Annotated in this window: 18 protein-coding genes and 1 tRNA gene; 7 read left to right on the forward strand and 12 right to left on the reverse strand. The window is 35.8% G+C overall.

The features are described from left to right. Nucleotides 1-6 precede the first annotated feature (6 nt). Nucleotides 7-1,050 (forward strand): tRNA (adenosine(37)-N6)-threonylcarbamoyltransferase complex transferase subunit TsaD, encoded by a 1,044-nt coding sequence (gene tsaD / locus ACFELV_RS07320; RefSeq protein ID WP_375327392.1) that lies wholly within the window; start codon nucleotides 7-9, stop codon nucleotides 1,048-1,050. Between the two features lie 9 nt (nucleotides 1,051-1,059). Here the strand turns inward: tsaD and ACFELV_RS07325 are convergent, their stop codons facing one another. The 9 genes from ACFELV_RS07325 to ACFELV_RS07365 form a co-directional block, all read right to left on the reverse strand. Next, complete coding sequence (locus ACFELV_RS07325; protein ID WP_375327393.1) at nucleotides 1,060-1,578, reverse strand: hypothetical protein; 519 nt, start codon at nucleotides 1,576-1,578, stop codon at nucleotides 1,060-1,062. 112 nt (nucleotides 1,579-1,690) lie between these two features. Next, entirely contained in the window at nucleotides 1,691-2,647 is a 957-nt protein-coding gene (locus ACFELV_RS07330) for a transposase (RefSeq protein ID WP_375326263.1), read from the reverse strand. Continuing rightward, nucleotides 2,623-2,886 (reverse strand): hypothetical protein, encoded by a 264-nt coding sequence (locus ACFELV_RS07335; RefSeq protein WP_375327394.1) that lies wholly within the window; start codon nucleotides 2,884-2,886, stop codon nucleotides 2,623-2,625. Before ACFELV_RS07335 ends, ACFELV_RS07330 begins: the two co-directional genes overlap by 25 nt. Before the next feature lie 155 nt (nucleotides 2,887-3,041). Continuing rightward, nucleotides 3,042-3,599: a glycoside hydrolase family 25 protein gene (locus ACFELV_RS07340; RefSeq protein WP_375327395.1), complete on the reverse strand. Its 558-nt coding sequence runs from the start codon at nucleotides 3,597-3,599 to the stop codon at nucleotides 3,042-3,044. A gap of 54 nt (nucleotides 3,600-3,653) precedes the next feature. Further along, complete coding sequence (locus ACFELV_RS07345) at nucleotides 3,654-3,890, reverse strand: hypothetical protein (RefSeq protein WP_375327396.1); 237 nt, start codon at nucleotides 3,888-3,890, stop codon at nucleotides 3,654-3,656. A gap of 151 nt (nucleotides 3,891-4,041) precedes the next feature. Next, nucleotides 4,042-5,538, reverse strand: coding sequence for an NADH-quinone oxidoreductase subunit M (locus ACFELV_RS07350; RefSeq protein WP_375327397.1), 1,497 nt, complete (start codon nucleotides 5,536-5,538; stop codon nucleotides 4,042-4,044). A gap of 73 nt (nucleotides 5,539-5,611) precedes the next feature. Continuing rightward, the gene (locus tag ACFELV_RS07355) at nucleotides 5,612-5,956 is read right to left on the reverse strand and encodes a hypothetical protein (RefSeq protein WP_375327398.1); all 345 of its coding nucleotides are present in this window, start codon (nucleotides 5,954-5,956) and stop codon (nucleotides 5,612-5,614) included. Nucleotide 5,957: 1 nt separating this feature from the next. Further along, nucleotides 5,958-7,871 carry an NADH-quinone oxidoreductase subunit L gene (nuoL, locus tag ACFELV_RS07360; protein WP_375327399.1) on the reverse strand — a complete coding sequence of 638 codons (1,914 nt, stop codon included), beginning with the start codon at nucleotides 7,869-7,871 and terminating at the stop codon, nucleotides 5,958-5,960. Nucleotides 7,872-8,884: 1,013 nt separating this feature from the next. Continuing rightward, complete coding sequence (locus ACFELV_RS07365; RefSeq protein ID WP_375327400.1) at nucleotides 8,885-10,507, reverse strand: hypothetical protein; 1,623 nt, start codon at nucleotides 10,505-10,507, stop codon at nucleotides 8,885-8,887. Between the two features lie 378 nt (nucleotides 10,508-10,885). Here ACFELV_RS07365 and ACFELV_RS07370 point away from each other — a divergent pair, with 378 nt between their 5' ends. The 3 genes from ACFELV_RS07370 to ACFELV_RS07380 all read left to right on the forward strand — a co-directional run bounded on the left by ACFELV_RS07370 (nucleotide 10,886) and on the right by ACFELV_RS07380 (nucleotide 12,986). Beyond that, the gene (locus ACFELV_RS07370) at nucleotides 10,886-11,428 is read left to right on the forward strand and encodes a biotin transporter BioY (protein WP_375327401.1); all 543 of its coding nucleotides are present in this window, start codon (nucleotides 10,886-10,888) and stop codon (nucleotides 11,426-11,428) included. 107 nt (nucleotides 11,429-11,535) lie between these two features. Then, nucleotides 11,536-11,610 (forward strand) — tRNA-Cys (locus tag ACFELV_RS07375). Between the two features lie 449 nt (nucleotides 11,611-12,059). Continuing rightward, nucleotides 12,060-12,986 (forward strand): site-specific tyrosine recombinase XerD, encoded by a 927-nt coding sequence (locus ACFELV_RS07380; RefSeq protein ID WP_375327402.1) that lies wholly within the window; start codon nucleotides 12,060-12,062, stop codon nucleotides 12,984-12,986. A 91-nt stretch (nucleotides 12,987-13,077) separates the two neighbouring features. On the opposite strand, the gene ACFELV_RS07385 is transcribed toward ACFELV_RS07380, so the two are convergent. After that, nucleotides 13,078-13,788: a M48 family metallopeptidase gene (locus ACFELV_RS07385; RefSeq protein WP_375327403.1), complete on the reverse strand. Its 711-nt coding sequence runs from the start codon at nucleotides 13,786-13,788 to the stop codon at nucleotides 13,078-13,080. Between the two features lie 73 nt (nucleotides 13,789-13,861). On the opposite strand from ACFELV_RS07385, the gene ACFELV_RS07390 reads away from it, so the two are divergent. After that, nucleotides 13,862-14,437 (forward strand): cysteine hydrolase family protein, encoded by a 576-nt coding sequence (locus tag ACFELV_RS07390; RefSeq protein WP_375327404.1) that lies wholly within the window; start codon nucleotides 13,862-13,864, stop codon nucleotides 14,435-14,437. A 25-nt stretch (nucleotides 14,438-14,462) separates the two neighbouring features. On the opposite strand, the gene ACFELV_RS07395 is transcribed toward ACFELV_RS07390, so the two are convergent. After that, nucleotides 14,463-15,713 carry a YifB family Mg chelatase-like AAA ATPase gene (locus ACFELV_RS07395; protein ID WP_375327563.1) on the reverse strand — a complete coding sequence of 417 codons (1,251 nt, stop codon included), beginning with the start codon at nucleotides 15,711-15,713 and terminating at the stop codon, nucleotides 14,463-14,465. A gap of 84 nt (nucleotides 15,714-15,797) precedes the next feature. Here ACFELV_RS07395 and ACFELV_RS07400 point away from each other — a divergent pair, with 84 nt between their 5' ends. After that, on the forward strand, nucleotides 15,798-16,877 hold the full coding sequence (locus ACFELV_RS07400; protein ID WP_375326208.1) for an IS4 family transposase: 1,080 nt from the start codon (nucleotides 15,798-15,800) through the stop codon (nucleotides 16,875-16,877). Nucleotides 16,878-16,989: 112 nt separating this feature from the next. Then, nucleotides 16,990-17,985 (forward strand): hypothetical protein, encoded by a 996-nt coding sequence (locus ACFELV_RS07405; protein ID WP_375327405.1) that lies wholly within the window; start codon nucleotides 16,990-16,992, stop codon nucleotides 17,983-17,985. Nucleotides 17,986-18,206: 221 nt separating this feature from the next. On the opposite strand, the gene ACFELV_RS07410 is transcribed toward ACFELV_RS07405, so the two are convergent. Then, entirely contained in the window at nucleotides 18,207-18,740 is a 534-nt protein-coding gene (locus ACFELV_RS07410; RefSeq protein ID WP_375327406.1) for a 5-formyltetrahydrofolate cyclo-ligase, read from the reverse strand. Between the last annotated feature and the right edge of the window lie 18 nt (nucleotides 18,741-18,758).

The raw sequence follows: 18,758 nt of genomic DNA on the forward strand, positions 1-18,758 counted from the left end.
ATTATTGTGAAAGAGTCACTTAAAATATTAGGTATTGAGTCTAGTTGTGATGATACTGGCGTTGCCATAGTTACCGCAAGCAGAGATATTTTATCAAATATCGTTATCTCTCAAAATAAAGAACATGCGTTATTTCAAGGAGTAGTGCCTGAAATTGCTGCCAGGTCTCACTTGCATAATTTAGAAAAAGCACTGGCTGCTGCGTTAAGAGAGTCAGGATTTACTCTGGCAGAAGTAGATGGCATTGCGGCTACTACTGGTCCTGGTTTAATTGGCGGAGTGATAGTTGGCTCAATGTTTGGTAGAACTCTTGCTAGCGTATTAAACAAGCCATTTATTGCGGTTAATCATCTTGAAGGGCATATACTAACCTGTCGGTTAACTAATGATACTCATTTTCCCTATTTACTCTTATTAGTCTCCGGGGGTCATAGCCAATTTATTGCGGTCCAGAAGCTAGGCAAGTATAAAATTTTAGGCCAAACGATCGACGATTCTGTGGGAGAGGCATTTGATAAAGTAGCAAAAATGCTAAATTTACCCTTCCCTGGGGGGCCAAAAATTGAAGCACGAGCACAATTTGGTAATCCCTATCAATATACTCTACCTAAACCAATTATTAATCAAAATAATTGTAATATGTCCTTCTCTGGCTTAAAAACGGCAGTACGTATGTTAATATCGAAATTAGAGCCTATAGGAGAGCTGGAAATTAATGATATAGCTGCCAGCTTCCAGTATGTGGTAGGAGAAATCCTATCCGCCAAAATGCATCATAGCATCGCTATGTATGAAACATTTATGCACGAGTCTATTTTACCTCACAAAACCTTTGTGATAGCTGGCGGGGTAGCCGCTAATCACTATTTGCGTACTATCCTAAAAGCACAAGCAGAGAAGCTAGGATACCAATTTGTAGTCGCTCCTCCACAATTATGCACGGATAACGCTGCTATGATTGCTTTTGCTGGGCTAGAGAGATTACAAAATAATCTCACTAACCCTTTAAGTTTCTGCCCTAGAGCAAGATGGAGCTTGGAAGAATTATAATTTTCCTGGTTATACCCCCCTTCTCCCGTTCCCCTTGCTAGAAGTGGAGGGTGAAGATGCACTGCTTCTCCGCCCTGTCTCTTTTGCAGCATGGGGGCCTTCCTGGACCCGGGTAGGAGGAGTACTCGTAGGACTTTCATTGCGTTTTGGCTTGGGAGATGGTTTGATCTGATTGTACTGAATAAATTTTCCTATGTTCTGCAATACGCCCTGAGGTAACGTAACCAAACTGGGTTCCCCCTCCTTCCACGGCACACCTTTTTTCGCTTCAGTTTCAGTACCTTCAATAGCTTTACTAATACCTAAACGTTCAAGCCAATTCTCTCTCATGTAATGATTTAACGTATTTATCGCCTGTGGAGCATTAATATGAGCGTTTTTCTCTCTTATTTTTGTAACTAACAAATTATGTTGACTCTGATTAATCTCTTGAAACTGCGATAACTCCACAATCGACAATTTTTCACCGTTTTTATGACGAATAACATTATCAGCTGCTACATTTGCTTTTTCTATAAATGGGTTCAATACTTACCACCCGACTGAATATTTATAGAGCCATAATTTAGGTATTTCAGGTAGGTTGAGAGCGGCATGTAATAAGAATCTTAAGCCCTGTTTAAATAGTGATATTGTGGATCTATAAAGTTTTTTTTGAAGATATAGCCCCAGTAGAGATAGCCCAAAATAAAGCAACAGTCAGTACTAAAATAAGACGTTCAATCCTATCTTCATGCTGTAAATGTGTTTTGGTTATAGAAAATCCTCGTGATTTAAAATCAGAAAACATACATTCTATGCCCCATCTCATCCCATAATCAAGTACTCTGTATTTTGATGGTAGGCAATCCATAGCAATAATCCACGGCTCTTTGCAACCAGCTTCTTGTAAAATACCTATATTAGTTGTAACATTGGTATTGTGAAAAGTTTGATTTTCTAAAGATGTCAGCTTCATATTGACTGCATCACCTGTAGTGATTTCCCCTCCTTCTTGCATCAGTATAAGATTAGATTTAAGTCTTACTCGATAGCTCCATCCAAGAGATTGACATAAATTAATTAACGAGTGTGTACCATAAAACCGATTGGCTGCAAGCAAGATCTTAACACCTTCAGGTATCATTTTAGCTACATCCTTGATTAATGATTCTTGCACCTCAAAGCCAATGGCTCCTTGAGTTTTTTCAACCTTCCATGCAATTGGCATGGCTCTTTCACCAACTCTCAACGAAATCATCAAACATTCAAAATTAGTGGATATTTTACTTTGGTCCAATATCAATATAGCAGTCTTTTCTTTGCTAGCGGCCATCGTAATTATTTCCGGAACAAAACCATGCATAACCGGCTTAGGTTCTATCAAACAGTTAGATAACAATCTACTAATATACCTTTCTTTCGATTTAACATCTCCTGTCTTACGGGGCAATACCGCAATCCACTCTCCACTATTGACGCTGCTACAGCTTAATGCAGATGCTGCCAAATCAGCAATCCCACTTATATGCGACTTATGCAAACCAGTAACTCGACTACCTAAATCCTCTTCAATTACCTTTGCTATATGAGCTACTCCTCCAGTAAATATTCGCATCTTATTCTCCAATGATTATTATATTTGGAGATCATATTATCACGCTTTTTTACTTCTAGCAATTTAAGTCGGGTGGTAAGGTCTATACCACTCTCCCTTAGTAAGGATGTCACCACCTCAGTAGGCATGTGATTGTCGTGGACGATGGAGCGACACTGATCCCATAAGTTAAAAACCTTATCCGTCCTCTCAGTGTTCTTTATTTGTTCTAATATTCCTTTAATCTCCTCATATGCCATAATATTACCCTCACTATATTTGTTATCTACCTTTAAACTCCCTTCAGAATTGAGTATAGCATAACAGCCAGAGAAAATATTAAAATATTTTAACCTTTGACAAAATCTAAGTCGACATAGGATTCGATTCCATCAATTTTGCCACGATCAGAATATTACCAAAAAGCCCACCCTTTATTTTGCCATGTAGTGGGGATTTGTGGGTCTTGAGGAAGGTTATTAGGGTCATGCCAAGCTGCTATCCATAAAGGATATTTACTAAAATCATACTCTTGCCAATGCACCTTTTGTTCCCAGTAATTATTACTACAATAAATGTATATATTGCTAAATTGCTTGCTTTCCAGAACTTGTAGTAACTCATAAAGGTTATGAGCTATTTGATCAGCGGTAGCACGTTCATTTCCTTGTTGTTCTACATCAATAGCTAATATGTCTTTCTCGACATTAAAGCCACACTGTTTTAACACATTGCTGATATTAATGCCTTGGGCGACAGGGGTGCTTGATAATGCTTTAAAATAATGGTATGCTTTAGGCTGAATGCCGTTTTCTTGAGCTTTGGCCCAGTTATATAAAAATTTATGGTCTTGAATAGTAAAACCTTCGGTAGCCTTAATCATCGCATGCTTAATCCCGGCATTTTTTACTTTCTGCCAGTTAATATCTCCTTGATGCCATGATACATCAATAGCTTTTTCATATTTAATCATATATAAACTTTAAAATCTGGTGTTAATCTTAAATGTAATTATTTGTTCCCTTATTTATTCTGCTTCTTGACTGCTTTCAGCTTTTGTTTGGGTTTCTAACAATTTACTCTTTTGTTCTAGTGAATTAAGAAAAAAGTAGCTAAATGCCAAAAAAGCAATTAAAAGAGGTATAACTACAAATATAATCGCTTTAAGTTTTTTAGCGGACTCTTCTTGATCTAAACGTTTTTCTCTTTCTCGATCTGTTTCTCTTGATTCAGTTGTGATATGAGTATTGGTTTTCCTTTCCATTGTTCATCCCTCTTTAGTAGCGTATGTTTTGGTTTTACAATAGTTGTACTACTATTACAAGCAATAAACATAAAACTGGCTGGCTTATACATTAAAAATATTAAGAGGTGTTTAAAAGTTAATAGTTGAAGCGTGATTCCACCTTGTGCTGTTAATAACCATAGGAGATATACTGTAATAGAATTTTATCCACAGAAGTATGTAACATGTTAATAATTATCGTCGGATTAATTCCTAGATAAATAATGATAGTACAAAGGGGAGCAATCGCTAATATTTCATAGTAAGTTAAGTCTTCCATTTTGCTTACATTGTCATTATTCTCGTGTCCCAGCATAATGTCTTTATATAATTTTAGCATATAGATTGCCCCTAAAACTATACCTAGAGCAATAAAAAAACCTATCACCATATTAAATTTATAAATACCTACAATACTAAAAAATTCACCTATGAAACCGCTAGTGCCAGGTAACCCTATCGAGGCTAGTGTTGAGATCATAAAAAAAACCGCCAGGATAGGCATTCTATTAGCTACTCCCCCATATTTTGATATTTCCTTGGTATGTAGTCTATCATATAAAGTACCAATGATCAAAAATAGTGCTGACGCTACTATACCATGACTAAGCATTTGATATATTGCTCCTTTAATTCCTTCTTCTGTAAGACTAAAAATTCCTCCAGTTACATAACCCATATGAGCTATTGATGAATAAGCAATCATCTTCTTCATATCTTTTTGAGCTAGCGCTACAAGAGAACTATATATTACAGCAAATACACTGAGCACTAATACATAAAATGCAAATTCTTTAGATATAATTGGAAACATTGGTAATAACACCCGTAAGAAACCATAGGCGCCAAGCTTTAGTAATATGCCGGCCAAAATAACCGATCCCGCAGTGGGAGCTTGAACGTGTGCATCAGGAAGCCAGGTATGAAACGGCAACATCGGAATTTTGATGGCAAAGGCTACAAAAATTGCTACCCATAATATTTTTTGTATTGATACGGGAAATAAGGGTACTAAAACATTAAGGCTTACTATATTAAAACTATGTAATTGACTATAGATATACATTAATGATAGCAAGAAAAATACAGAACCAAAAAATGTATAAAGAAAAAACTTTAAAGCTGCGTAAATCCTATTTTCCCCTCCCCAAATTCCTATAATGAGATACATAGGAATGAGGATAATTTCAAAAAATAAGTAGAATAATAATAAATTCATAGAAGCAAACGCCCCTATGCAAAAAGCTTCAATTAATAAAAAACAAAGTAAAAACTCTTTAATATATTTTTGTATGGTAAATATACTAGCTATGATACAAAGGAAGGTCAAAAAAGCGGTTAATACAATAAAAAATACCGAAATACCATCAACTCCAACATGAAATTCAAGTCCTATCGCTGGAATCCAACTATATTGCTCAATAAATTGATAATTATAAGAGCTATTATCAAATTGTATTAATAAATAAATAGTTGATAATAAAGTCAGAAGCGAGCTTAAAACTGCCACATACATGGTATATACTTGCTTATTAGGTGATTTGCTTTGTCCTACAAATAATAGAATATATAAGCCACTTAATAATGGTAGACAAATACTTATTGACAAAATTGGTAGTTCTAACATTCTTCTCAATCCTTAAGACAAATTTTTTAAGTATATTTATTATGAATTTTTATGCACGCGGCGATGCTGGACACTAAAATTTCAAATGGGCTATAGCAAATATATACATAGTATAACATACCGTCACAAGGCCGAGTGCGATCAATAATAATGCAACACCCCATAATAAACTCACTGCTAAGAACCGAATCAATGAACCAGTAATATATACTATAAAACTAAAATAAATAAATATCTTAATAAAACCATTATGCCCAAATCTATTACTAAATTTTTGCTCGATAATATTATATATCCTACGTAATGCAGGTAGCGGATTTACAAAAATTACTGGTTTATTGCGCACGTACAATTGCACAATACTTCCTACTATTATCATAATAGGTGACATCATTATAATAATAGCTAATAACATCATTTTACAAATACCGTATTATATATACTGTAATACACAGCAAAATAAACAATGCCATATGTAAGGTATAATTAAATATATATCCTGTCTGGGATTTACTAACTATTATACTAAAATAATTAGTCAGTTTAGCCAAACCATTGGGTCCAAGCCGATCAAAAATTTGCTGATCAATAATACTGAGTAGTTGACTGAAGGTCGCTAATGGTTTTATAATAATAGACTTATAAATTTCTTCAAAATAATATTGTTTTAATAATAACTGTCTTAAGAAGCCACTTTTTATAGGATTTTTAAATTTATGATATAAGTAAATCCCTAAAATAATACCTATCAATCCTACAATAATTGGTAATAATTTAATCAATAACGGTGGATGTAGCGCTAATTTTTGATAAATATGTACATTGAATATACTATTTCTAAAATACCCGCTTGGTTTATCTATTGACAAGATATAATATCCTATCATTCCCGCAAAAAAACTTCCTCCTGTTAAAAGAGTAAGAGGTAAATTCATAATATTAGGAGCTTCATGCACCTTATGGTCATTTTCTAAACTCAACCGACTTTTACCATGGAATACTAACAAAATAATCTTCATAGAATAAAGGCTGGTTAGTAGAGCAGCAGCAATACCCATAGTAAACACTATTTTTCCTATCCTGCCACTACTATACGCTAGTTCTAAGATAGCATCTTTTGAATAAAACCCAGCTAAGGGATAAATACCTATAAGTGCCAGAGAACCTATTAAAAAATTACAATAAGTAAGCGGCATTTTGTCTTTTAAATTACCCATTTTAAAAATATCCTGCTCATGACAAGCATGAATTACATTACCAGCGGATAGAAATAATAACGCTTTAAAAAACGCATGAGTGACAAGATGAAAAACGCCAGCATTATAAGCAGAAACCCCGCACGCTAAAAACATGTAACCTAATTGACTACAGGTAGAATAAGCAATAATTTTTTTGATATCCTGCTGCATTATGGCAATAGTGGCCGCAAATAAACAAGTAACGCCGCCAATCACTGCCATAAATTGCAGAATAGCAGGGCTATATTCAAATAAATAAGAACATCTAGCGACTAAAAATACTCCCGCTGTGACCATAGTGGCGGCATGGATCAGCGCAGAAACTGGGTTGGGGCCTTCCATTGCTGAAGGTAGCCATATATGGAAACCTATTTGCGCTGATTTGCCCATACAACCTACGAATAATAGTAAACATATTACATCAATCACTAAAGGTTGAAATCCTAATATGCTAATAAATTGTGTATGGGACACCGAATCTACTTTGCTAAAAATAGTTGCAAAATCTAAGGAACCGAAATAAATAATAATAGTAAGAATACCTATTATAAAAGCAAAGTCCCCTACCCTATTTACTATAAAAGCCTTAATTGCAGCTTGATTGGCTATTTCTTTTTTATACCAAAAACCTATTAGCAAATATGAACATAAACCAACCCCTTCCCAGCCAAAAAATAATTGCAGAAAATTATCTGCTGATACTAAAGCTAGCATAAAAAAGGTAAATAATGAAAGAAAAGAGAGAAACCTCACTAATCCTTCATCATTCTCCATATAACCTAAAGAATAAATATGGACCACTGCCGAAACCCAAGTAACCACTATAAACATAATAGCAGTAAGTGGATCTACATAAATAGCCCAATATATTTTTAAATTAGCAATTATTAACCATTTTGCTAAGATAACATGAATAATTTTATTGTTTATACCGGCCTGGTAAAATACTAAGATAGATAGTAACGCTGCTAAAATGATTGCGCCACTGGAGAGGAAAGAAGCATGCTTTTTATTAATAGATCTACAAAACACACCATTGATGATACCAGAAATTAATGGCAACATAACCATTAATATGGCAGCGTTTGTTATCATTTTTATTCCAATATTTAATTACCAAATATTTTATATACCCTCTATGAGCGCAAGAATGGGAACATAGACTAAGGCAATAGCTATTTAAGGAGTATATTTTACACCTATTATTTCTACACTATTAATCGTTGCTCGTCTAGCTTTTGTCTCATGCAAATATACGAAAATTGTAGCATAAATCACGCGCATTCGGGATAATAATTATCTTGAATGCGAATAAAAAGTTAAACACTACCTTTCGAACTGCGCTAATAGTAGCTTTTTGCTGCTTTTAGGGAGCAATTCGGAAGGAGAATAACTATTGGGGAGGATCAAGTATCACGTGATACTCGCTATGTGGGTCATCCTGTCCTGAACCCTGCCCTACACAGGACACTTCTTCTGAGCACAGGTGGGATGGGGAGTAGGCTTCATCCTGTTGTTGTGATGAAGAATAGTGCTTACCTAGTTGCCTCTCTGGGATTTCATAAACTAAAGCCTTATCAGGTGTGACGCTTGGAGGATGAGGGGGCTTTACAGGTTTTGGTGCTAGAGGGGGTCGAGTGCGAGGGGTAGACGGAGCCTCCAAAGGAGGCGCGTCGTATAAGGGTCCCTCCGTGTTCAAATCATCCTGTCCATGGTCCTTAGGGATTATCGGATGTTTGATAACGGTCGGAGGACTCTTTTTGTATTTGCTTTTAGCTATTTTACGGTAGGGGTCCGGCTTCAAGGCTTTAAGTGTAGGAGCATTGCTGGAAACAGGAGGAGCATATGAACAACTAGGTTGCTGGTCAGGGGATAACTTATTTGCGTTGGAGGGCTGCTTCCTGACAGTAACTATCTGCTGCGGCTTGATTGGTGTTGTAGGGGGCAGAGGCGGTGAGAAGTTAGGCGGTTGGTTCCTATTTGGGTAAAGAGTAGACGGTCCTGGGTTAATAGTGTTAGTCTGTGCTAAGAGCTCATGGTGCTCGTTAACATTTGCCTCCTTATCGGGATTAGGGTATGGAGACGATATCTCAGATTTCATAATTTTTTTACAATGTCGCTCCGCTACGGGGGAGGAGGTGGATGGAAATAGTATGTTTGTAAGGTTTGTTAAGAAACTCTTTTTGGGTGCAACAATAGGCAAAAGGAGAGGTGGGGGGGGGTAGCTGAGGATCATGCTCCCCCTCATGCTCTTGGGGCTCTTCCTCTGGCATCACAACAGAAAAAGAATGGCCAAATTGGCCTCGTGGCCTGCTTGAAAGCTTAGTAGGTAGATTTGGATTTTCGGGCTCATGAGCAGTAGGAGTATCACTCATCCTTGGTATTGGTAGACTAATCTTTGGCCGAGAGGTGAGGGCAGCGCCATCCAGTCTATCACCCTGCTCCTGCTCCCCTCTCTGGTGATGGCAATATAATACTAGCCTCCAGATTATAATCCCTACCGGCACTAATAACAAAAAGCATAAGTAGTAGAGAGCAGAGTTTGTAGTATTAGCTACCTCATCGCTAGCGGGGGTAAAATTATTATGGTGATCAGAATATACACTCGCTTCTGGATGATTATTCTTTACTGTGGTAGCAACATATTGGGGGATAGGGTCATTATTAGCGGCGAGTTCTGTATTTTGATGATTCCGGGTATTGGTAATTCCCCCTACACTATTGTCCGTGCTGGTATTCTTACAGCCTGCCGCAATCAGTCCCTGCCGGAAGCGATCTGTTGGTATATTACGGTTCAGTAGTATATACTGATTCCAATTTGATTCACAACGAAAGATAGTCTCTTGTTGCCCCTGCACACGTAGTATGACTTTAATAGGTCCCTCAAAATCTTGATACTGAAGATCTGTCAATTGACAATTTGCGCTATTACATGAAGCCAGTACAGAATTAGGAGGTGGATTTTTTACAGTATGCGAATGGTGCGCATCAGATATGGTTGGGTCATTATTAACTGTAGTACAGCTCTTTAATGTAGAGAGAATTTTATCACGAGATTCGCTATACTTCCTTCCTCCCATTGTGTGAAGCCAGGCCATTAGTTTTGGGTCTTGATTACAGTTTAGTGTCGTTATTTGCTCCTCATCTGACACTAAAACGATTGGATAATCTTTAGAATTACTGTGTAGAGGAACATTAAAAAATATACAGTTTTGCTGAGTATTACATGTGATTACTATGTCAGGTTTTTTTGAGACAGGGGCCTTAGTACTTGGAAGAGGCGGTATTACTGGGGGATGGGAGCATGGGGGCCATGGGTTATAGGGATCACATGGGGGCAGATCTTTAACAAAAGCTGCAGTATCTCTCGATTGTAAAGCTTTTCTATTGTCTGACCTCTTGGTTCGTACTTTTTCGATATAATCCTTCATCAAGTCCTGAAATATTTTAGAGGATTCTAGTGGTGATTGTTGGAATAATGTAAAATAATCAAATTCTTGCTCCTGTTCTTTTAGATATGAATCAAATTTAGTATTAATCACGTTAGTCTGGGGTAGATTAGGGACAGAGAGATCAGCAGTTTGTGGATTCTTAGATAAAGCGTTTGAGGCTAGGTCTGGGGTAATAGGCCGTGCCTCACCTACAGAAGAATTACTAGATAAAAGCTGCAAAAACCCAAACCAAAGCTTTACAATAGTTGTACGATTAGGAAGATAGTTAGATATCCACATTTTGTAGTAATGTTATAGGTTACGGAGGAAGCTGAGCTTTGATTTAGCCAATAATCTTATATGATAATGCTAACAATTGCCGGCTGTTACAGGCTAGGCGTTCGTTCGCTGCATTATATTAATTTTTTTAAAGGAATCAATTAATTTTTCCTTAAGTAATTAAATTTTTTATTAATATCTACTATTCTTAGGATAGTGGAGATGGGAGCGCTAGAATATAATAAGTTGAAATATGATAATAATTATTAACTATCAATAGGAAATTATTATTATAATTGTTTGACAGCAGAATGATTAAAGTATATTTTGCAGGCTAAAGTAAGCAAAAGACTCATCCTTTGCTACGTTCCTAATTAGCAAATTTAAAAGGTTATTTTTATGTCATTGAATATACCTGCCTTCAGAACTGCCACCCCTTTAATTCTTGAAATATTTTTTGGGGTATCTTTATTGGCCATTTGTGCCCAAATAACAATACCCCTTACCCCCGTACCGATTACTATGCAAACAGTAGCGGTATTATTCATAGGACTTGTTTATAATAAGGTTAATGCTCCCTTAACGGTCTTAGCTTACCTAATACTAGGATCTATAGGCGTGCCAATATTTTCTCAATTTTCAGGTGGAATGATAGGGATAATAGGTCCACGTGGCGGGTATCTTGTAGGATTTCTAATTGCAGTGTATGTGATGACGCTGTTAAAAGGGACCATTGTAAATAATAAACTAATCGAGCAGCTGTGCTTATGTTTGATAGGCAATGTAATAATTATGGGGCTGGGATATTTATGGCTTGCTAAATTTTTAGGGATCACTCAAGCCTTCTATGCTGGAGTATTACCATTTATTATTCCTGGTATAATTAAATCTATATTATTAATAGGATTGATTCGTATTGTTAAACCGCCAAGATATAGTTAATTTTATATAATGCTTATTTGCTTCACTTGCAAAATTAATTGGCCTATTATTTTTGAATAAAATCAGTTGCGTTTTTTCTTAATATTGTCTAGGATCCAAGGGGTTTAGGCTAGGTAGCAAAGTGGTAATGCCGTGGACTGCAAATCCTCAATGCGCCGGTTCGATTCCGGCCCTGGCCTCCAAGATTAGTGTAATACTCGATGGATTTCAAGAGTTGGATTTCATGCCGAAGAGTAAAGCTGGATTCAAGACCTGCAAGCATATAGAGAATTATTAAGTAAATGTGCGGTATACTCTTCGCCTTTCAAGAGTTGTTTTTTCATTTTATCGGGGTTTCACGTGCTCACGTACTATTTGTCACACTACTGGACAAAAATAGAAGATGGTTGAAAAAGTACAAAAATTGTTATCTGCTAAAGCTCGTTTCTAGCAATTATTATCTCAAAAATAACATTTTGTACTTAAAATAATATGTTTTTTTAACCATTTTCTATTTTTGTCCAGTAGTGTGACTATTTGTACGCTCCGCGCGCTCACCCCTTAAAATAAAATCCAACTCTTGAAATCCATTGAGTATATAGCTTATTCTTTATACCTATTTCAGTTTAATTGAGAGTTTTTGAGGACCTATATGGAATTTGTAGACCAGTTCCTTGAAATGATGGTGGCTGAACGTGGTATAGCTCTTAATTCTGTAATTAGTTATAAAACGGATCTAATAGATTTTCAGAAATTTTTAGTAACAAAACATTTAGAAGAGCTGCATGTTCAAACAGCAGATATTCGGGAATTAATAGAATATTTTGTTACTAAAGGACTGCATGCAAGATCAGTGAACCGTAAAATTTCTGCAATTAAAAATTACTATGAATTTTTAATTAGTGAAAGATATATAGATTATAATCCTTGCTTAATGGTAGATCTGCCGCAATATCAAGCTTTATTGCCAACTATCTTATCAATTGATGAAATTAAAGCTTTGCTGTTATATTGTAATCAGGATAAATCTGCCAATTCTATTCGTTTAAAAGCAATGATCAACTTATTATATGCAAGTGGATTACGAGTATCAGAACTGGTAAGTATAAAATTAGCGAATATTTTAGTGAATCAGCTATCACATGACATTAGAAATGTCTTTTCCATAACTGGCAAAGGTAATAAAGAGCGTATGGTGGTTATTAATCCGCAGGCTATCGCAAGCTTACAAGATTATTTAGCGGTACGCTTTAAATTTATAAACGCAAAATGTAAAAATAGTCAACTATATTTATTCCCTTCTACTGCGTCTAGTGGGCATATGACTAGACAAAATTTTGCTCTATCATTAAAGCAAATATCTCTTCGTGCCGGCTTAAACCATGAGAATATTTCTCCTCACAAAATACGCCATAGTTTTGCCAGCCATCTATTAGAGGGAGGAGCCGACCTTCGAGTAATTCAAGAATTACTTGGACACGCAGATATTAGTAGTACCCAAATATATACGCATGTACATCCTAAGCGTTTAAAGCAAGCTGTAGCTCTCCATCCTCTTGCTACTAATACCATTTCCTAAAACTAATTATCTACGTTCGTCGTAATTCATGATCTTCTGCTTCTCACGTATACGTCTGCACGCGCAGGGAGCGGACACTCGTACTCCTGTGCTAATTTAGTTTTAGGAAATGGTATAACATAAATCCGTACTGCTTAAGCCATACCTTAGCCGCTTTATAATTTGGATAAATTCTTCCTACTAAAGCCCAAAAACGTGGGCTATGATTCATCTCTATTATATGGCACATTTCATGCACTATTACATATTCTAGCACTTCTTTAGGGGCGAAAACAAGCCGCCAGTTAAATGATAAGACTCCCCTGCTATTACAGCTTCCCCATTTACTACTATTATTTATCAGTTTTATTTTACTAAATTTTAAATTATATTGTTGACTCAATATTGTAGCAGCACTGTTAACTTCCACTAATAACTTTTTTTGTAAAAAATTTATTAATATATTGTTATACCTAGCTAAAATAGAGTATACTTGAATTATATTTTGATTAATCTCCACTTTATTACATAGAGATTTAATCATTTGCAGGGAATATGTTTCTCCTAATATAGGAATGGTATAAGGATCTATCTCTATTTTAGAAAATTTTTGCAATTTTTTCCTGACCCACTCCTCTTTTTTTAAAAGAAAATTATAGCCAGCATTAAGATTGCGATCAGGTAATACTAATTCAGGACCTTTATTACTGATTCTAATTGCAATATTTTTAGCTTTATTACTGTATCTTATTGGTACTTGGATAGGGGGGCCTTGCCTTTCTAAAGTAATCAAATTGTCTATTAGTTTTTGGTTATGCTGCATAGTAAAAGAGTTATTATTTCTACTTATTAATTTTAATGCTTCCTTTTTTGTGGTTCTTTTTAAAGAGAGATATATGCTAAAGACTGCCTGCGTTATACTAGATGTGATTAATGGCATTATGGAAAACGCTCAATTTAAACCATATCTAACAAAACATAAAGTTATTTCTAACATTAATCAATTGCTGCACTACTGCCGGCAAGAAAAGCATCTTCTGATTTTTGTTAAAATAGGTTTTAGTGATTGTTACAGTGAGCTAGCTCATCGTTCTCCTTTATTCCTCCATAACAAAAAGAATAATTTACTGAAATTAAGTAATGATAGTACCGCCTTTAGTGCGGAGTTGGATTATCAGCCTCAAGATTTAGTGGTCATAAAACATCGGATTAATGCGTTTTATTCTACTACCCTAGAAGCAATTTTAAATGCTAATGAAATTAACCATCTTATTCTCTGTGGTGTCTCTACTAATTTGGCGGTTGAAGGAACAGCTCGTGATGCTCATGATCGTAACTACAAAGTAACTATAGCAAGTGATGCTTGTGGTAGTAATAGTGAAGAAAATCAAGAGAAAGCCCTGTCCATTTTAAAGATGATTAGTGACGTTAGAACTGTATATGAAATATGTTCTACTGCAATTAAGCTATAAAAACTTTCATACAACCTAAAACTTGCTACATTTTCCTATAATTTAACGCTTCAGCAATATGTATTTTATGAACATTTTTAGAGTGATCAAGGTCCGCTATAGTGCGTGCCACTCTTAAAGTCCTATTATAAGCTCGCATAGATATACGAAATTTTGTAGCTGCTTCATTCAATAAATCTTTTCCATCATCCACCGGCAGAGCGTATTCTATTAGTAACTGCCCATCTAAACGGTTATTTGTTTTTATATTATAACCTTCATATCTTGTGAGTTGTACTTCTCGAGCTTGCTCTACTCGCTGCGCTATTTGCTTAGAACTCTCTAATTGTGAAGTGTCTGTTAAATTATAATTATATGCATCAATTGAGCCTACCTCTATATGCAGATCAAACCGATCCATGATCGGACCAGAAATTTTCATTTGATAATCACTGCCACATTTAGGAGCTTTAGAACAAGCTTTATAAGGATCACTTAAATAACCGCATTTACAAGGATTCATAGCAGCTATTAATTGAAAGTTAGCCGGATATTTAATATGAGCGTTTGCTCTAGCGATTAATATTTCACCAGTTTCAATTGGTTGCCTTAAAGAATCTATAACATGCGAGGGAAATTCTGGTAATTCATCAAGAAATAATACTCCATTATGTGCTAGCGAAATCTCTCCTGGCTTGACCTTTTTACCAATCCCGCCCCCTACCATAGCTGCTGTTGAACACGAATGATGGGGAGCACGAAAGGGCCTAGTGCGAGTAAGTTTGCCATTTTCTAATTTACCTGCAATACTTGCGATAGTGCTGCATTCTAATATTTCTTCAGGACACATTTTAGGTAATATACCAGCGATGCGTTGAGCTAGCATAGATTTACCTGCGCCAGGAGGGCCAAACATCAATAAATTATGACTTCCTGCAGCTGCGATTTCTAAAGCTCTTTTAGCTGTTTTTTGTCCTTTAATATCTTTAAAATCTGGATAGATGATTTCACTTCTATCAACCTCTAATTCAGGAGCCGATAATATTTGGGTGCCTTTAAAATGATTGACTAACTCTATCAAATTCTGAGCAACTAATATGCTATTATTACCAGACCAAGCTGCTTCCGCTCCATTAGCTTTTGAACAGATAAGGCCTTTGCCTCTTGCTACTGCTCCAATAGCAGCAGCTAAAGCTCCAGTAACTGGTAGAATTGTCCCATCTAGTGATAATTCCCCTATTACGAGATATTCCTGCATTTCTTCGGTAGGTAAAATATTCCATAGTACCCCACAGATTTTACAGGAGGGTTAAAATAATAAATTGAATAAGTGACTGAGAGTCACTAATCTCCGCTGAGAAACAAGCAACAGGAGGTATTAATGGACTCTCAATCACTATACCAAATATTATACATATTTTTAGATTGGCACCCAGCACGAATTAAAACATTTGCAGAATTAATTTGTGCAGTAGTAAAAGCTAAAACTGTGAGAATCAAAGAATTAGCACTGTATGTCGCTTCTAAAGGCAATTTGCATGCCAAGATTGTTAAAGTTGAGCGTTTGCTTTTAGAACAAAATATGTGCTTTATAAGTTTAGGGAAAATTATTGTTAAATTGCTCTGTCTAACAGGTAAAATTAGCCTTGCCATAGATAGAACCAGCTGGCAATTTGGTATTAAAAATTTGAATTTTTTTGTTGCAACTATCGTTTATGGTAATATTTCAATTCCTATAGCATGGTTGTTACTTGATAAAAAAGGCAACTCTTCTACTAATGAAAGAAAGAAATTGATTGAGCAAATTTTAACAATTATACCTAAGGAAATGATAGAGCTTATCCTTGCCGATCGGGAATTTGTTGGTGAGGAATGGTTGCAATATATGGGTGGAATCCAAAAATTACCTTTTGCTATCAGGCTAAGAAAAAGTGAGAAGGTCAAGCATTTCAACGGTGGCAAGATGAAGTTGAATAAATGTTTTGCCGATATGCAAATGGGTGACACTAAAACTATAGAAAGCAAAATTTACAATGGTATGGCAATTAAAATAACTTGTTTGCAATTAGAAAGAGAGCAACTATTTATTGCTAGTAATGTGCTTATTGGTGAATGTGCTTTGCTAGCATATAAGCAGAGGTGGAGCATTGAGCGACCTTTTCTGTCTCTCAAGTCATCTGGATTTAATATTGAAGATACCCACATTACAGATCAAAAAAAGCTGGAAAAACTATTTGCAATAGTATCTTTATCCTTAGCTATTTGCGTGCTTGCTGGTGACATTAAGAACAAAATTTATCCTATAAAGATCAAAAAACATGGTCGTAAATTATACTCATTATTTACTTACGGATTTGATTGGATAAAAGATTATTTTTATAACTCGTTAAGTGATACCCCTGCTATGTTGTTTTCATTACTACGAAAACACATTATGCATGCTTTTCAACTTCAACAATAAGTGTGGGGTACTATGGGGTTTTGATTATAAAGAAAAACTATCACAATTAAAATATGAAACAAAAAAGGGCCAAGTATCATTTTTTAATATGGCAGGAAACTCAGGATCTTTTATGCATAATATAACGAACGAGCACGGGAAGGAAGAAGTAACGTGGAAGATAATCCATAATATTGTAGAACTTGCTGAACAAAAAGGTGAGGAGTTTTGTAGCTTTTCAAGAGGGTGGGATGCGCAAACTGCCGCAGCAAAGGCACAAGGTGATCAAACACTCAATACTTTGCTAGAAAAATATACAGAGAGTGATATAATAAAAGATCCTATAAAAAGGAACATCGTAAGAATATTATCAAATGAATCTCTTTATAAGATACCTTCAACTCATCAAAACAATAGCAATGCTCAAGACTCTTACAAAGAGCATGTAGGGTTAGTGAATAAACCAGAATATGAACTTAGTGAAACGGAACACAGGCAAAGGAGTCTCCAAAACAATGTAAAACGTATCTTTGAGGTAGCCCCTGACGACCCATCTTTACAACAAGAATGTGCTGACCAAATCCTTAACGCCACATTATTAAATAATCAGAATGAGAATAGGCAGAGTTCTGCATCTTCGGAGGGCTGGAATAATTTTGTTGAGGAACAAACTGTAATTCAACTCAGTCTAAAGTCAACAGCTGTTAGCAAGAGGAATGAGGTGGCACTCGACAGCACAGTTAAGTTGACACCTACTACACCAAAGGATAGTAGGCCGTGGGGGGCCCCTGCCACGAGGGAACCAGAAAATCCTCACAATACATCACGAAGGTCCAGCCACGGTAGTGAGGCAAGTTGGGAGAATATTGAGTCTCCCCTAGAAGATAACTCTAGTAATGACGTCAGTAGTAAGCCCATAATCAATAATCCTCCCGAGTCAGCAATAGCTAATAGTCCTGGAGGAGCAGCGCTTAATAACAGCCTTCTTGAAGGAGAAGATCTTATTCAGGTATTGAAATTGCAGCCAACAATATCTAAGCATATAGTGAATAGACCAACTCCTCGTCCTAGGACGTCCTTAAACAAGGTAAACACCCCATCTGCAGGAAGGGAAGGGGAAGGACGGTAATTAATATCAACTCTACTATCAAAAACCCATGCTAAATTCATGGAAGGACAGGGCTATAAAATAACATTCCCATATAGCCAGCGGCATTTAGCTAATTTTGCAGGATTTTTGTTGTGCTCACGTATTAACTAATACTGCTTTGCCGACCTCACCTTAAAATTCAAGTATCATCAACTAAATCACTTTGGCTATAATATGACATCCTGTTCACTTATTATTTTTTATTCCTCGGTAATAATATAATTAAGTTTTTGATCAAAATTATTAGTTGGGAAGGGCGGTAGTAACTGTTCTTTCACAGCAATGCCAACTTTGAATATTGTCGGATGTTTTATAAGATAGCGGTCAAAAAAGCCTCCTCCATAACCTATTCTATAACCCTGACTGCTAAAACCTAAACCAGGAAGACATATTAATTTAGGATATACTGCTTGGCAACTCTTAGGCTCATAAAGATTAAATTTATTTTTTGTTAGTTTATCTCCGAGGCTATATTTGGTGTAAATAATATTATCTTCGATAATTTTAGGTAGAGAAAATATCAAATCAGTTCTTAATTGCAATAAATCCAGGATATTAATTTCATATTGATTATGGTAGTATATTCCAACATGGGTCACATTTAATAAATCTATTAATCTACTTAATTGACTTATAATAGCTAGGTGAGTTTCAGCGGCTTGAATTTTATAGATATTATCTCTTATGATGGTTTTGCAATAATCTCTAAGTTTGTTTTTATAGTTTTGAGACATTTGAATACAAAAGAGAGA

Origin of the sequence: Candidatus Tisiphia endosymbiont of Nemotelus uliginosus (assembly GCF_964264835.1) — a bacterium.
Lineage (GTDB): Bacteria > Pseudomonadota > Alphaproteobacteria > Rickettsiales > Rickettsiaceae > Tisiphia.